The 15,451-nt window shown below is 67.1% G+C and carries 10 protein-coding genes; 7 read left to right on the top strand and 3 right to left on the bottom strand.

Going from position 1 to position 15,451, the window contains the following annotated elements; genetic code table 11:
• The first annotated feature begins 73 nt into the window (after positions 1-73).
• The 3 genes from hpt to AAFU51_18245 are packed head-to-tail and all read left to right on the top strand — an operon-like array spanning position 74 to position 1,748.
• A complete protein-coding gene (gene hpt / locus AAFU51_18255; GenBank protein MEO1573196.1) occupies positions 74-643 on the top strand; it encodes a hypoxanthine phosphoribosyltransferase in 570 nt (189 codons plus the stop codon).
• 58 nt (positions 644-701) lie between these two features.
• On the top strand, positions 702-1,052 hold the full coding sequence (gene ytxJ, locus AAFU51_18250) for a bacillithiol system redox-active protein YtxJ (GenBank protein ID MEO1573195.1): 351 nt from the start codon (positions 702-704) through the stop codon (positions 1,050-1,052).
• A gap of 6 nt (positions 1,053-1,058) precedes the next feature.
• Positions 1,059-1,748: a haloacid dehalogenase type II gene (locus tag AAFU51_18245; protein MEO1573194.1), complete on the top strand. Its 690-nt coding sequence runs from the start codon at positions 1,059-1,061 to the stop codon at positions 1,746-1,748.
• Positions 1,749-1,838: 90 nt separating this feature from the next.
• Here AAFU51_18245 and plsY read toward each other — a convergent pair whose 3' ends face one another.
• The 3 genes from plsY to AAFU51_18230 all read right to left on the bottom strand — a co-directional run bounded on the left by plsY (position 1,839) and on the right by AAFU51_18230 (position 8,032).
• Entirely contained in the window at positions 1,839-2,489 is a 651-nt protein-coding gene (gene plsY, locus AAFU51_18240) for a glycerol-3-phosphate 1-O-acyltransferase PlsY (GenBank protein ID MEO1573193.1), read from the bottom strand.
• A gap of 246 nt (positions 2,490-2,735) precedes the next feature.
• Entirely contained in the window at positions 2,736-4,901 is a 2,166-nt protein-coding gene (locus AAFU51_18235; GenBank protein MEO1573192.1) for a hypothetical protein, read from the bottom strand.
• Positions 4,902-4,903: 2 nt separating this feature from the next.
• Positions 4,904-8,032 carry a caspase family protein gene (locus AAFU51_18230; protein ID MEO1573191.1) on the bottom strand — a complete coding sequence of 1,043 codons (3,129 nt, stop codon included), beginning with the start codon at positions 8,030-8,032 and terminating at the stop codon, positions 4,904-4,906.
• A 412-nt stretch (positions 8,033-8,444) separates the two neighbouring features.
• Between AAFU51_18230 and AAFU51_18225 the strand changes: the two genes are divergently transcribed.
• From AAFU51_18225 to sat, 4 genes are all read left to right on the top strand, one after another.
• Positions 8,445-9,824, top strand: a complete 1,380-nt coding sequence (locus tag AAFU51_18225; protein MEO1573190.1) for an acyl-CoA dehydrogenase family protein — start codon at positions 8,445-8,447, stop codon at positions 9,822-9,824.
• A gap of 341 nt (positions 9,825-10,165) precedes the next feature.
• A complete protein-coding gene (locus AAFU51_18220; protein ID MEO1573189.1) occupies positions 10,166-12,598 on the top strand; it encodes a 3-hydroxyacyl-CoA dehydrogenase NAD-binding domain-containing protein in 2,433 nt (810 codons plus the stop codon).
• A gap of 130 nt (positions 12,599-12,728) precedes the next feature.
• On the top strand, positions 12,729-13,913 hold the full coding sequence (locus tag AAFU51_18215; GenBank protein MEO1573188.1) for a thiolase family protein: 1,185 nt from the start codon (positions 12,729-12,731) through the stop codon (positions 13,911-13,913).
• A gap of 391 nt (positions 13,914-14,304) precedes the next feature.
• Positions 14,305-15,451, top strand: a 1,147-nt coding sequence (gene sat / locus AAFU51_18210) for a sulfate adenylyltransferase (GenBank protein MEO1573187.1), incomplete at its 3' end; no start/stop codon positions are given.

Genomic DNA, 15,451 nt, shown 5'->3' with positions numbered 1-15,451 from the left:
GAGGCATGGGGGCTGCCTCGTACTTTCTGGTTCTGGACCACCGACTGCCCCTGGATCACCGACAGACCTAGTCATGCAGCCTGCCACCACCGCCCCGCCCGACACCGTCGTCTGTCAAGGCGAGCCGTTCCGCCTCTACATCTCCGAGCAGCAACTCCGCGAACGCCTCGCCGAGTTGGGCCGCCAGATCGACATCGACTACGCCGACGCGGATTCGCCGCCGATCATGGTAGGGCTGCTCAACGGCGCGTTCATCTTCATGGCCGACCTCATGCGGGCCGTCACGGTCTCGTGCGAGATGGACTTCTTCAAGCTGTCGTCCTACGGCGAGAGCAAGGTGTCGTCCGGCCAGGTGCGCGAGCTCAAGGGCGTCGACGCGGACCTCAAAGGCCGCCACGTGATCGTCGTGGACGACATCGTGGACACGGGCCTCTCGATGCGCTACATCCTCGACCGCATCGGCACCATGCAGCCCGCCTCGGTGCGCGTGGCGACGCTCCTCCACAAGAAAGCCGCCACCAAAGTGCCGGTGCGCCTCGACTACGTCGGGTTCGAGATCGACAACCTGTTCGTGATCGGCTACGGCCTTGACTACGGTCAACTCGCCCGCAACCTCCGTGCGATATATATCCTGGATAAGTGAGGCTGTGCGGCGGTATGGCCGTGCCGTCGTATCTCTTTCCAGAGGCCCAACTTTGCCCATGCTTCAGCCTCTCGATGCTGCGGACTACCCCGCGCTGCTCACGCAGGAAGGGCCGCTCGTGCTCTACAAGCACAGCCACCGATGCCCGATCAGCGGGGGCGCACAACGCCGCCTCCGCACGTTTGCGCTGGAGCACCCGGAGGTGCCCGTCTTCGAGGTCAACGTGATCGACCAGCGCGATCTCTCGCAGCAGATCGCGGCCGACCTAGGCATCCAGCACCAATCGCCGCAGGCCTTCCTCCTTCAGCGCGGGCGCGTCGTCTGGCATGACTCGCACGGGGCCATCACCGGAGGGGCCGTGGAAGAGGCGCTCGCCGACCTTGACGGGGCAGATCGCGTCAGAGCTTAGAGCGCCATGGTGCCGCCGCGCGTGTTGCTCTTCGACGTTAACGAGACGCTGCTCGACCTTGCAGCCCTTCGCCCGCACTTTGAGCGGGTCTTCGGAGCCAACGCAGCGGGAGGCATGCTGCCCGTGTGGTTCGCCCGCCTGCTCCACGCCTCAACGGTGTGCACGCTCACCGAGGCTTACACCGACTTTGGCACCTTAGCCGGGGAGACGCTGCAGGCGATGGCAGACGACCTCGGCGTCGCGCTCAGCCCGGTCGACCGTGAGGCTGTGCTCACCCAGATGCAGCACCTGGATCCGCATCCCGACGTGGTGCCTGCGCTGGAGCGGCTGAAGGCAGCTGGGTACCGGCTCGCGGCGCTCACCAACTCGGCGCAGGCCGTGGCCGACGCGCAGCTTCACCACGCGGGGCTGCACGCCTACTTCGAGGCGGTCTTCTCCGTCGAGTCTGTGGAGCGATTCAAGCCAGCCGCCGAGCCCTACCGGTGGGCAGCAGGTCAGCTTGGTGGTGTACCAGCTGATCTCCGCATGGTTGCCGCGCACGACTGGGACATCCACGGGGCGCTGCGTGCGGGTCTCCACGGCGCCTACGTGGCCCGCCAGGGCAAGACCTACCGCTCGCATTACAACGCGCCCGATCTCGTAGGCCGCGACCTTGCAGAGGTGACCGCCCTGCTCCTTGAAGGCACTGCTCCTTGAAGGATGAGGCCTCTCGACTACTCGGTCGCCGAGGTAAGGGCGTCTGCGCACAGGGCTCAGGCTCCGCTGGAAGAGCCAGGAACGGTACACCTATGCCGTCTTCGGTCTGCCGATGCGGCTCTCGGTGCCGGCCAGGAGTCGCTGAATGTTGGCGCGGTGCGTGAACGCGATGAAGAACGGCACGAGCGCGCAGAAGACGAAGATCGGCAGGGCCACGAGGTCGCCCACGATGAAGTGCTGCACGACCAGCACCACCGGGATCGAGGCGGTAGCGAGGATCGAGCCGAGCGAGACGTAGCGCGTGGCGTAGACGATGATGCTGAAGAGCACGAGCGCGATCAGCACCGCCGTCGGGACGAGGCCGAGCAGCATGCCGCCGCCCGTGGCGACGCCCTTGCCACCCTTGAAGCCAGCGAACACAGTCCAGATGTGACCAAACATCGCCATGAGGCCGCAGAGCACCATCAGGAACGGAGCGCTCATGGTGGCGTCGCCCACGACCAGCATCCCGTCGATGCGGATCTGCGAGAGGAAGCGCGTTGCCGCAAACCCCTTGAACATGTCGAAGAGCATCACCGCCGCGCCGACCTTCGAGCCGAGGACCCGGAAGGTGTTCGTCGCTCCCGCGTTGCCGCTGCCGTGCTGCCGGATGTCGATCCCGTGCAGCTTTCCCGCGATGATGCTCGACGGGATCGAGCCCAGGAGGTAGCTGAGAAGAAGCGTCGTCAGAAGCGTCAGCATGGGTCAGGAGCAGCCGGAGGGGTTTAGGGGAAAGCATTAATGGTACGAACATGTCCCCTACACAAAAGGTGCCGGATCAATTTCGGAAGCGCTTTTCCAAAGGATTCACTATGGGTTGACGCCGAGCGGCAGCGAACCAGTCGTTGCGCTATGCCCGTGGTGACGTTAGGGGTGCCGCGCTAGGGGAACGAACGTACCGAGAGCATGAAGTTGCTGAAGGGCGAGCGGGCGGCGGTGGACACGTACTCAGGGTAGCTGTGCTCCGGGCGGGTCACGGTCGCGTGGGTCACGGTCGCGTGGGTCACGGTCGCGTGGGTCACGGTCGCGTGGGTCACGGTCGCGTGGGTCACGGTCGCGTGGGTCACGGTCGCGTGGGTCACGGTCGCGTGGGTCACGGTCGCGTGGGTCACGGTCGCGTGGGTCACGGTCGCGTGGATGGAGCAGTTGAAACGGGCGCGGGTGGGGCTCGACGGCGCTGTCGGTATGCGTCCAGAAGCGCCGTCCGGCCGGAGTAGCTATGAACCGTTCTTGCCGTGTCGCTCGGCGACGACTCGCGGGGTCTTTGTAGATCACGTACCGCACCGCGCCGTGTTGGCTGAGCAGCAGCGTAGCGCCGCCCTCGTATGTGCACTGGCGGCTGGCCTCGTCCTGCGTGCACCAGCGCTGGGTGATCTCCGCCACAAGGTCAACGACGACCTGCCGGTCCGGTCCCACGCGCCGGGATGCGCGTACCGACTCGATGCACGCGGGCTCGACGTGCCCACCGCGCGGGTCGGGCTCCCCGTCCTCGTTGGTGAGGGGGCCGGGCGGGCGGAGGCCGAGGTCGAGGAGGTGCTCCGGCGTGTTGAGGTAGGCACGAAGCGCCTCGGCCTGCCGAAGCCGCGTCGCCACGTCGTGGCGCATGGGGTCGTGGTCTGCGTCCAGTCCGGGGACGACCCGCAGCGCGCCCGAAGGCGGACGCCATAGCAGGGCATCGGTGGCGAGGCTTGCAACGTGGCTCGGGTAGATGCCGCGGCGGCGGAAGGCGTCCACCCACGCTTCGCGGTAGCCCCAGGGGTCGCTCGGAACCAGGTCATAGTCCGCCGTGAGCGCGGCACGGAGGAACTCGCCAAACTCCAGGTCGACGGGCGGGCAGTAGTCCACAGCGCGCACGCACATTGTGAGAAACTGCTCGGCGAGGCTGCTCGCCTTGTCAGCGAGGGCGTCGAGCAGAGGGGCGGGGAGGTGGCCGGGCGCGAGCACGCCGCTGCCACCTGTGGCGAGCCGGATGACGGCCCGCGCTTTGCGCTGGAAGACCGTCAGGAAGGCCTCGAACACAGCGCCCGTCAAGACCGTGCTGCGGGCGTGCGGGGCGTACGACGCATCCACGTAGGCGCGCGGGGACGGTTTGTCCAAGGCGGAGCGCAGCGCGCCCTCGTGGCCTGTTGTCTCGGCGATCTGACGCGCGAGGCCCGTCAGCACATCCGCCTCGGTCAGCCGGCCCCGCGTGTCCGCGAGCGCTCGTCGGACCACCTCGGGGTAGCTGAACCGCTGGAAGAGCGCCACCAGGTCGGCGAGTGATTCGTGGAATGCCAACACGTCCGGGTTGGACGGCACCATGAAGCGGGCGCGGAGTCCGTCGAGCAGCGCGTGCGTGGCCTCGTGCGTGACGACGTCGTGGGAGAGCGCCGTGAAGACGAAGCCGCCCGGGAGGTTGCGGCCAGCCACGGTAGCCCCCGCCCGGTAATAGCCGAAAGAGAGGGCCGCGGCGGCCTGGTCGTAGTAGGCATTCTGGAAGTGTCCGGCATAGGGCTGCAAGCGGAGCCGCGTGCGTTCATCCTCGCCGAAGGCCTTGTCAGAGTCCTCGTCGGGATTGGGAAAGCCCCAGGTGAGATCTCGCCCCAGCGCGCTCCGGAAGGCGGCGTAGGTGAGCATGCAGACGGCATAGACCATCTGCTGTCCGAAGGCAGGATCAGTGATGGAGGGCGTGACGCCCGCCTCCAGCAGTGCCCGGGTGTCGTCGAGCGGGGCCGTCCGATAGCGCAGCCCTGCCGTATCGTCCCGGGTGTCGATGCGGAAGAGCGCGCCCTGCCAGCCGTCGGGGGTCGGGTGGAGCGGCTCGTAGGGCACGTCGACGGTCGCCACGCCGCCCTCGCGAGGTGAGGTGGTGGGATCGAGCGCGTAGATGCGGAGCGGGCGGAAGACCGGGTCGTCGCGGCGACGCTCGTAGGGACGCGCGATGCCGGCCTGCGTCACGGTGTCGCTGATGCACACCAGGTCGGCCTCGACCTCGGAGGAGCCCGTTGCTGCGGCGGTGTCAGTCGCCTCAGGAGCAACGCCGTCCGGAGGGGTGTCCAGCCGGTCGCGGCCTCGGCTCTGCGCCATCGCCGCGCTCGCCTTCGGCGTCGAGGTAGTTCGGTGCGGAGCACGCATGGCTAGAGGCGGCTCAAGAGTTGGTCCAGCTTGCGGTTCATGGCCAGCACACTCTCGACGAGCGCGGGGTCCGAGAACGGAAGCGGGTCGAGGTCGGCGGGGTTCTCGTCGTCGGAATCGATGGGGTAGGGGGCAAGCAGGGGCCGGTCGTGTGCCCAGTCCGGCGCGTCGAAGAAGGGCGTTTGTCGGCGACTCGGGCCGAACGCGGCGACGACCGCGTCGTGAAACGCGCGATTGGTGACGGCCCCGTCCCGCCCTAGCACCCGGAGCGCCCGGCGGGTGAAGTCGCCCTGGCCGCCCGTCTCGAACGCCAACTCGTCCGGCTGGGCAGCGGAGAAGGCCACGTCGCGCATCGCGGCGCGGCTCCCGACGGCGCGGCTGCCTGCAAGCGCCCGACGACGCTCTGCGCGGAAGTTCCACATGGCGGTATTCGGCGAGACGGAGCGGACGCGCCGGTCGCCCGACAGCGCCAGCCGCGTGATCGAGCCCGAGTGACAGCAGTCGATGAAGCTGGTCAGGTTGACGCCGGGGGCGAGCTGTGCATACAACTCTCGGACCTCGTCGTCGAGCAGGGTGGCGCCGCGCCGGAAGTCGACGGGGCAGAACGCCTGGTCTTCGCCTGTGGCCTCGTCGCCGCTGGTGTCGAGGAAGAAGGTGCCGTGGCCCGCGAACTGGAACACGAGCACGTCACCGGGCTCGCCTGCGGCCACGAGGCGCTGGAGGGCACCGACGAGCGCGTCGTAGGTCGCCTGACCGTCGGTCATCAGCGTCGTGTCGAAGCCGCGCGCGCGGAGGGCCTGCGCCCACGCCCGCGCGTCGTTCACGCACCCGCCGAGGGGGTCCTGCGGATACGCATCGATGCCCACGCACAGGGCGATCCGGCGCCCCTGGACTCGGTGCACAAGGGGCGGCGCCTGCCCGCCCCCAGAGGTCGGCGGTAATGTGGTCGGCGGTAATGAGATCGGGGGTAATGAGATCGGCGGAGAAGGGAGCGGCGTGACCGGCAGGTCCGGGCGCGACGGTCCAGGTGGCGGGGGAGGGGACGGCAGCGGAAACACCGGGGTTGGGTGCGTCGGAACGATCGACGAGGCGGTCATCTCGCTGCCCACGCCCAGCCCGTCCAACAACATAGCCTCGAACGCGGCTACGTCGAACGTCTCGACGGAGCGGTCCTGCGACTCCGCCTGGAACTCGCGCTCGGGAGCGCGTCCGACAATGCGACGGAAGAGGCTGTGCAGCGTCCAGGGATCGGTATCGAAGGCGCCGTGCGAGAGCGCCCGGCTCGAACGCGGCCCGTACGGGGCGTGCTTGTTCGAGAAGACGACCTCACCTACGTCCGACTGCCGCCCGTTGAGCCCGAAGAGCGTCTTCAGCGCGTCGTCGCTGCGGAGCGACACGTCGAGGCCGAGGATGGGCGTCTTGCGGCGGTTTTCGAGGGCGTAGTAGATCAGGTAGAGCAGCGACTTCCGATAGAGCGTGATGCAGTCGTCGTCCAACTCCTGGTGCTTCGTCATCGTGTAGATCGTGCAGTGATCCACCGTCTTGCCGACGAGTGCGCCCACATAGTCTTGGAAGCGGTCGACGCGGACTGCTGGCGCCATGTAGTGCAGGCTCTTGAAGCGTTTGGCGCCTTTCGCCAGAGCGACCGGGACGAAGTAGTTGTGGAACACGGCGCCCGCGCTATGGCCGACGGCGTGGAGTTGGATCTCGCCGTCGTTGAAGGCCTTGCTGAAGCGGCGCACGAAGCCGCCCAGCGCCTCGGCGACCACGGCCGCGTCCCCGCCGGGAGCGCCCGGCTGCGACGGCGTCGAGGCGAACCGCGCGTTGTCCTTCATCTGCCGCCAGACGCGCTCGCCCGGCTTGTCGAGCAGGCGCTCGATGAGCCAGTCGGTGCCATCCGTGATACCGCGGGTGCCCGCCATGACCTCGCGTCGCCCGACCCAGCCGCTCACGATCTCCCACAGGATGCGCGGGAGGCCCGTCTCCCAAACAAAGTGGATGGGATAGACATTGGGGGCCTGCCGCCACCACATCAGGTGGCGGTGGGCCGTCCGCAGGGCGTCGTTTTCCTTGACGAGGCCGCCGTGGGCGTAGAAAACGAGGTGGAGCGGCTGGCCGAGCTCGCGGGCCGTTTGCAGCGCCTTCGGCAGCATCTCCTCGAAGATGCGCTCCACGTCATCCTCGGTGGTCTGGAAGGTGCCTGTCGAGGAGAGGCGGCCCTGCGTGAGGTTGATCACATGCGGCTGCAGTTCGTCGAGCATGTCCGCGGTCAGGTCGCCGCCGGAGCCGCCGCCCCGCGCGTCTGTGCTCAGGTCGGCCATCACATCCATCGTGTCCGTATCCGCCATGGGCGCGCCGCCGGTGAGCATGATGATCTCGTCGGTGGTGTAGTGGTCCGGCAGTTCGGCATCGGCGGGGTCGGGACCCTGCAGCCCACTCCGTCCGCGAGGTCCTTCGCCGATGGGTGTGGGTGGAAGGGCGCCGGTGAGGTCGGCGATGATGTCCGGCACCGCCAACATGTCGGGCCCGAACGGCTCGGCGCGCAGGCCCAGGCCGAGTTCGTCGAGGGTGTCCTCTGTGATGGATTCGTCCTCCTGGTCAGCCGCGTCAAGGTGGGCATGGATGGCGCGCACGGCGTCCAGGACGGCCCCCTTGTCGATGGCCGTGCCCGGACACGTCTTCGGCCCCATCTCCCGGTGGAACTTCAGCGCCTCGGGCGGTAGTCCAAAGCGCCGCTGGACGAGGGCGATCACCCTCAGCGTAGCGTCCCGCTGTGGATCCTCAAACGGGTCACGGCCGAGGTCGAAGTCGCCGATCATCTCGAACATGAACGGCCCCGCAGCGCGGTTGCCGTTGAAGCCCCCTGCGCTCGCAGGCACCGCGTTCCAGTCGCGCCCCGTCCACAGCGTGCCGTGCTTGTCGATGGTGAGGTGCTGGGCGATGTCGCTCCAGCCGAGGTGCTGCGTGTGGTAGCGCCACATCGCCTCTACGGACGCTAGGCCGCGGTCTTGGTCGTGGTTGGGGATCCACGTGTGGTGCATGTGCACCTCGTTGATCTGGCGCGTGAAGGGGTAGTCGTCGAGGAGCAGCTTGAATTCAGCAAGCGACAGCGAATGGAACGGCTTGGGCATAGCGGCACACCGAGTAGGAGAGGAACGAGGAGGCCGCGTCCTTGAGCGTCGCCATGACCTTGGGCGGCCATGACCTTGGGCGGCCATGTCCATAGAGCGTCAGGGGGAGCGCAACCTCAATGAGATAGCGCACAATACAAGGCGGCTAGATCATGCGCTATCGCGTGTTTACACCAAAAGGATCGGACGCAAGCCCTTCGTCTGGCTACGCTTGTCGTGGTCGATTTCGACGGTGGGGAACGGGGCGCTTGACGAGGGGCAGGAACTGGCCGTATGCTTAACAGTGTTCACTAAACGGTGTTAAGCCGTTAAAGCTGCGCGTCTGGCTGGACGATACCCTTGCAGACGAGTAGGCCCTCCGCATCCGGTACGCTCGTGTCCGGAAGCCCTTCCGAATCCCAACCCCCGCGTTATGTCCTCCCAGTCACCCGGCGGCGGCCTCTCGATGGCCGACCTCTCCAAGCTCATGCAGCAGATCGACCTCCAGCAGGTCGTGAAGCTCTCCCAGAAGGTCGACCTCGGCGAGCTCATGTCGATGGTCGCGTCGATGGACGCGGGCACGCTCGCCAAGATGAAGGCGTTCGCAGCAGCCAAGAAGGCCCCGCCCGTGCTCCCCGAGCCCGATGGCGACGTCTACGATTTCGCCGCGCTCCTCACCGACGAGCAGCGCGCTGTCGTGGCTCAGGTGCGCCAGTTCATGGAAGAGACCGTCGAGCCGCGCATCAACGCGTTCTGGCAGCGCGACGAGACACCGCGCGACCTGCTCATCGAGGGCATCAAGGCGTCGGGGGTGATGGACGCGATGTTCGACGCGCGGGGCCGCCGCCGCCGCGACCAACTGCTCCTCGACGGCTTCCTCACCATGGAAGTCTCCCGCATCGACGTCTCGACCTCGACGTTCATCGGCGTGCACACGGGCCTGGCGATGTGGTCGATCGAACTGTGCGGCTCGGAGGCGCAGAAGGACGAGTGGCTCCCGGCGATGAGGAACTGGGACCAGATCGGCTGCTTTGGCCTCACCGAGCCGAAGACTGGCAGCGGCGTCGCGGGTGGTCTCCGCACGACCTGCAAGCGCGAGGGCGACACGTGGGTCCTGAACGGCGAGAAGAAGTGGATCGGCAACTCGACGTTCGCCGATGTGGCTGTGATCTGGGCGCGCGACCTCGATGACAATCAGGTCAAGGGCTTCCTCGTTCGCTGCAAGGAAAACCCCGGCTATGCCGTCGAGAAGATCGAAGGCAAGACGGCGCTGCGGGCGGTCGAGAACGGCCACATCACGCTCACCGATTGCCGCGTGCCGGAGTCGGACCGCCTCCAGGAAGCCAACAGCTTCGAGGACACGGCTGAAGTGCTTGCCGTCACGCGCATCGGTGTGGCGTGGGGCGCGGTCGGCTGCGCGCAGGGGGCCTACGAGAAGGCCGTCCGCTATGCCCAGACGCGGAAGCAGTTTGGCCAGCCTATCGCCAAGTTCCAACTTATCCAGCGGCTCCTCGCCGAGATGCAGGCCAACGTCGTGCAGATGCAGGCGATGTGCACGCGCCTCGCGCAGCTCCAACTCGAAGGCCGCATGACCGACGCGCAGGCAAGCCTCGCCAAGATGGCCTGCGCCAAGCGCTGCCGCGAGACCGTGGCGATGGCGCGCGAACTCTTCGGCGGCAACGGCATCCTGCTAGAGCACCACGTGGCCCGCTACTTCGCCGACGCCGAGGCGATCTACTCCTACGAGGGCACCAACGAGGTCAACCAACTCATCGTCGGCCGCGCCGCGACGGGCTTCAGCGCGTTCGTGTAAACACACCCCCTGTCCTGCGTCGCCTCCGCACGCGCAGCTCGCTCCGCTCCTCGGACTGTCCCCCTCGCTAGCGAGGGGGACAGCTTCCCAACCCTTCATGGGAAGGGAAGCAGGGGGTAACCGGACCTTGCACCTCGGTGCCCCGTTGGCGGACACCGATACCTCTCCCCGGCGCATCCGTGCGGGATCGCGCGCCGGAAGCCCTTTTCTGTTTCGTGTTGCGTATTTCGTGTTGACCTTGCTCAATACGAAACACGCGACACGCACTACCTCCAGCGCGCGATGAAATGCGCTGGCACTTCGACATCCACGTCTCCTCCTCTCAACCAACCTCCACTCGCATGGAATCCGTCATGACGCCCCCGGCTGCGACGGCAGCGGGAACGCACAAGCCGTTCCGGACCGCTGCCGTGCTCGGCGCGGGCACCATGGGTAGCCAGATCGCTGCCCACCTCGCCAACGCGGGGCTCCAGGTCTACCTCCTCGACGTGACGCCCGAGAGCATCGGGCGCGAAGGCAAGCCCAACAGCATCGTCGAGAAGGCGTTCAAGGCTGCGACCCGGCTGAGCCCCGCGCCGTTCATGAACGAGGCCGCTAAGCGCCGCGTCACCCTCGGCAACTTCGACGAGCACTTCGACCGCATCGGCGAGGTCGACTGGGTCATCGAGGTCGTGATCGAGAAGATGGCGATCAAGCAGTCCGTGATGGCGCGCGTCGAGGAGACAGCCCGCAAGGATGCGGTCATCTCGACGAACACCTCCGGCCTGCCTATCGGCGAGATCGCCGAGGGCCGCTCGGACAGCTTCAAGAGCCGCTTCCTGGGGACGCACTTCTTCAACCCGCCACGCTATCTCAAGCTCTTTGAGATGATCCCGACGGCCGACACCGACCCGGCCGTCGTCGAGCGCGTGGCGCACTTCGCGCGGGTGCACCTCGGCAAGGGCATCGTCGTGGCGAAGGACACGCCGAACTTCATTGGCAACCGCATCGGCGTCTACGGCATCATGGGGGCCATCGACCAGTTCGAGTCGGGGGCCTTCACCATCGAGGAAATCGACCAACTCACGGGCACGCTCATCGGCCACCCGCGCAGCGCGACCTTCCGCACCGCCGACGTGGTCGGGCTCGACGTGCTCGGCCACGTCACGGAAAACCTCTACGAGAACGTCCCAGGCGACGAGTCGCGCGAGATGTTCCGATCCCGCGACGTGCTTGCCAAGCTCGTGGAGGCGAAGTTGACCGGCCAAAAGGCGGGCGGCGGCTTCTACAAGAAGACGAAGGAGGGCATTCTCTCGATCAACCCCGCGTCGATGGAGTACGAGCCGAAGAAGGACTCGGACCTCGACATCAAGGCGTTCAAGAAGGCAGGCGACCTAAAGGCCAGGTTAAACGCGCTCTACGAGGACGAAGGGCGCGCGGGGCAGTTCTTCCGCACAACGACGCTCGATCTGCTCGCCTACAGCGCGCGCCGCATCCCCGAGATCGCCGACACGCCGAAGGACATCGACAACGCGATGTGCTGGGGCTTCGGGTGGGAAGCGGGGCCGTTCGAGATCTGGGACCTGCTGGGCGTGGACCGCGTCCGCGACGGCATGGCCGAGCACGGCTTGGCCACACCCGATTGGGTCGCGAGCGTCCCGAGCGAGGGCTTCTACGGCGAAGCCCATGGCATCCGCCAGGTCTGGACGCCCGTCGCGGAGGCCTCGGGAGACGGGGCCCCGGGCGGAGGCTACGTCGCCGCGCCGACGCCCGCTGACGAGATCAGCCTCCCGGCTATTCGCGCTACAGAGGGCACGGAGCTGTGGAAGAACAGCGAGGCCGCGCTCCTCGACATGGGCGATGGCGTGGCGCTCTTCGAGTTCCGCAGCAAGGCCAACAGCCTCGGCCAGGAGGTCATGGGTGGCCTCCGCGACGCTATCGAGAAGGTCGAGAACGACCCCGACCTGCGCGGCATCGTGATCGCCAACGACGGCAAGAACTTCTCCGTCGGCGCCAACCTCGGCGAGATGGCGATGGCCGTCGCGATGGGGCAGATGGACCAGGTCGAAGGCTACATCGCCGACTTCCAGGCCACGATCCAGCGCGTGCGCTACGCCGCCAAGCCCGTCGTTGTCGCGCCGCACCAGCGTGTGCTCGGCGGCGGCTGCGAGATGACGATGGCGAGCGTGCAGCCCGTCCTCGCCGCGGAGACCTACATCGGGCTCGTCGAGCTTGGCGTCGGCCTCATCCCGGCCGGTACGGGCACGATGCGCATGACGGCGTGGGCCGCCGAGAAGGTCGCCAACCGCGACCGCCCGAGCGAACTCCAGCCGTTCGTCCGCCAGGCCTTCGAGCACATCGCCATGGCCGACGTCGCCACGAGCGGTAAAATGGCCATCGAGTATGGCTATGTGCCCAGCCACACGATCGTCGTGATGAACGACGACCGGCGCTTCCACGTCGCGAAGCAGCAGGTGCTCGCGCTCTCGAACAGCGGCTACCTCCCGCCCGCGGTGATGAACAGCATCCCCGTGCTCGGTGCTCCTGGCCGCGCGCAGTTCGACATTGCGCTCTTCCAGTACGTCGACGGCGGCTACATCTCGGAGTACGACCGCTTCCTCGCGTCGCGCCTCGCCTACGTGATGACCGGCGGCGCACTCACCGGCCCCGCTGAGGTCCATGAGGGCTACCTCATCGAGCTCGAACGCGAGGTCTTCATGTCGCTCCTCGGCGAGGAGAAGACGCAGGCCCGTGTGATGCACATCCTCCAGCACAACAAGCCGCTTCGGAATTAGTGTCGTGGGTCGCAGGTCGTGGGTCGAAGGTCTTTCGGCTCCGACGCTGCGGCTACGCTCCTAGGTACACAGGCAGCAGGATGGTTCCTGACCTGTGACCTCAGACCTACGACCTCAGACCCTACCAACTATGCAACTCAACGAAACCTATCTCGTCTCGGCGGTCCGCACGGCTGTCGGGAAGTCGGGGCGCGGGACGCTCCAGCAGGCCCGCCCCGAATACATGGGCGCGGAAGTCGTCAAGGCCGCCATCGAGCGCGCTGGCGCCAACCCAGAGCGCATCGACGACGTCATCATCGGCTGCGCCTTCCCCGAGGGGCCGCAGGGCATGAACATGGGCCGCGCCATCGCCATCAAGGCGGGACTGCCCGAGACCGTGCCCGGCCTCACCGTCAACCGCTTCTGCTCGTCGGGCCTCCAGACGATCGCGCAGGGCTTCAACCGCATCACGCTCGGCCAAGCCGACTGCATCGTGGCGGGCGGCTCCGAGTCGATGAGCGCGGTGCCGATGGGCGGGTTCTACTTCGCGCCGGACCCAGCATTGGCACAAGACACGCCGGACTTCTATGCCTCGATGGGCATCACCGCCGAGAACGTCGCTGACCAGTATGGCATCAGCCGCGCCGACCAGGACGCCTTCGCGTTCCGCAGCCACCAGCGCGCGCTCGACGCCATCGACAGCGGGCGCTTCGCCGACGAGATCGTCCCGCTCCACGTCGAGGGCGTCGTCTACCACGACGGCTCGACGGTCGAGATGAAGACCGTCTTCGACACCGACGAGGGCCCGCGCCGCGACACCTCCATCGAGGCGCTCGCGCGGCTGCGGCCCGTCTTCAAGAAGGGCGGCAGCGTCACGGCCGGCAACTCGTCGCAGACCAGCGATGGGGCTGCGGCCGCCGTGCTGATGTCGAAGCGCATGGTCGAAGAGACTGGCGCCGAGCCAATGGCGCGGATGCTCGGCTTCGGCGTGGCCGGTGTGCCTGCGCGCATCATGGGCATTGGCCCTGTCGAGGCGATCCCGAAGGCGGTCGCGCAGGCGGGCCTGAAGCTCAGCGACATCGGCCTAGTCGAGCTCAACGAGGCGTTCGCCGCGCAGGCGCTCGCCGTCGTCCGCGAACTCGGGCTCAACGAGGACCTCGTTAACGTCAACGGCGGCGCCATCGCGCTCGGCCACCCGCTCGGCTGCACCGGCGCGAAGCTGACCGCGACGCTCCTCTACGAGATGCAGCGGCGCGGCGTCCGATACGGTCTCTGCACGATGTGCATCGGCGGTGGCATGGGTGCCGCGGCGGTGTTCGAGAACCTGAAGATGTGAGAGTGAGGCGGTGTCGCGGTGAGACGGTTTGGCGGTGCGTCCGCCACGCACCACCGCTGCATCGCGACACTCAGCCTACGGGGCGGCTCGGAGCGATTCGGGTCGCCTCGCTGTGTACACAGGCGAGACCGCGTACAAGGGCGAGACGGGCGGCTGCGCGCGTGAGGGCACAGTGAAGAGGTCTAGATGAGCCTGGCGAATGTCAAGGAAGCATGACGCAGGGAGGTGCTGATCGTCAGCGGCATGCGGCTGGCGTGAGAGGGGGTCTGCAAAAAACGAGGATGCCGCGAAAACCCCCCAACCACGTTGCCCTGCGGGATTTCGTGCCAGATCATCCGACTAGCAACTCACTCCCTTCATCCCTCCGCACCCAACCTCCAACCTCTCTGTTATGAGCCAGACTACGGCTGCCCTCATTGCCCCGCACGGCGGCGACCTCTGCGACCTCGTCGCCGGTGTCGACGTCGCTGAAGCCACCAAGGCCAACGCGGACCTCCCCTCGATTACCCTCTCCGACCGTCAGCTCTGCGACATCGAGCTGATCCTCAACGGCGGCTTCAGCCCGCTCAAGGGCTTCCTCAACAAGGCCGACTACGACGGCGTCGTGAGCGACATGCGCCTCGCCGACGGCACGCTCTGGCCGATGCCGATCACGCTCGACGTGGACGCCGATACGGCCAAGCAGTACAGCGCCGGCGATCGCATCGCGCTGCGCGACAAGACCGGTCTCATGCTCGCCGTCATCACGGTCGAGGACATCTGGGACGCTGACAAGGGCGTCGAGGCTGAGAAGGTCTTCGGCACGTCCGACACGGCGCACCCGGCCGTCGCCTACCTCATGGAGCAGGCCGGCACGCACTACATCGGCGGCCCGCTCGAAGGCGTGCAGCTGCCCAAGCACTACGACTTCGCTGACCTCCGCCGGACGCCCGCCGAGCTGCGCGCCCTCCTCGAAGAGATCGACGTCAACCAGGTCGTCGCCTTTCAGACGCGCAACCCGATGCACCGCGCGCACAAGGAACTCACCGACCTCGCGGCCGAGGAGATCGGCGGCAAGCTGCTCATCCACCCGGTCGTGGGCATGACCAAGCCGGGCGACGTGGACTACTTCACCCGCGTCCGCTGCTACAAGAAGCTGCTCGAGTACTACCCCGAGAACCGGGCGATGCTGAGCCTCCTCCCGCTCGCCATGCGCATGGCTGGGCCGCGCGAGGCCGTCTGGCACGGCATCATCCGCAAGAACTACGGCTGCACCCACCTCGTCGTGGGCCGCGACCACGCCGGACCGGGCAACGGCTCCGACGGCGAGCCGATCTACGGCCCGTACGACGCGCAGGAACTCTTCACCTCGGTCTCCGAGGAGATCGGTGTCACGATGGTGCCGTTCCGCCTCATGGTCTACGTCCCCGCCGACGACGCCTACGCGCCGATCGACGAGGTCCAGGCTGCCGGCAAGGAGTTCAGCATGATCTCCGGCACGCAGCTGCGCGAGAAGCTCCGCACGGGCGCTGAGATCCCGAACTGGTTCTCGTACGACG

It is taken from the genome of Bacteroidota bacterium, assembly GCA_039821555.1.
Lineage (GTDB): Bacteria > Bacteroidota > Rhodothermia > Rhodothermales > Rubricoccaceae > JBCBEX01.
Note: the sequence above shows the minus strand (reverse complement) of the source record. Positions and strands in the feature narration are given on the sequence as shown.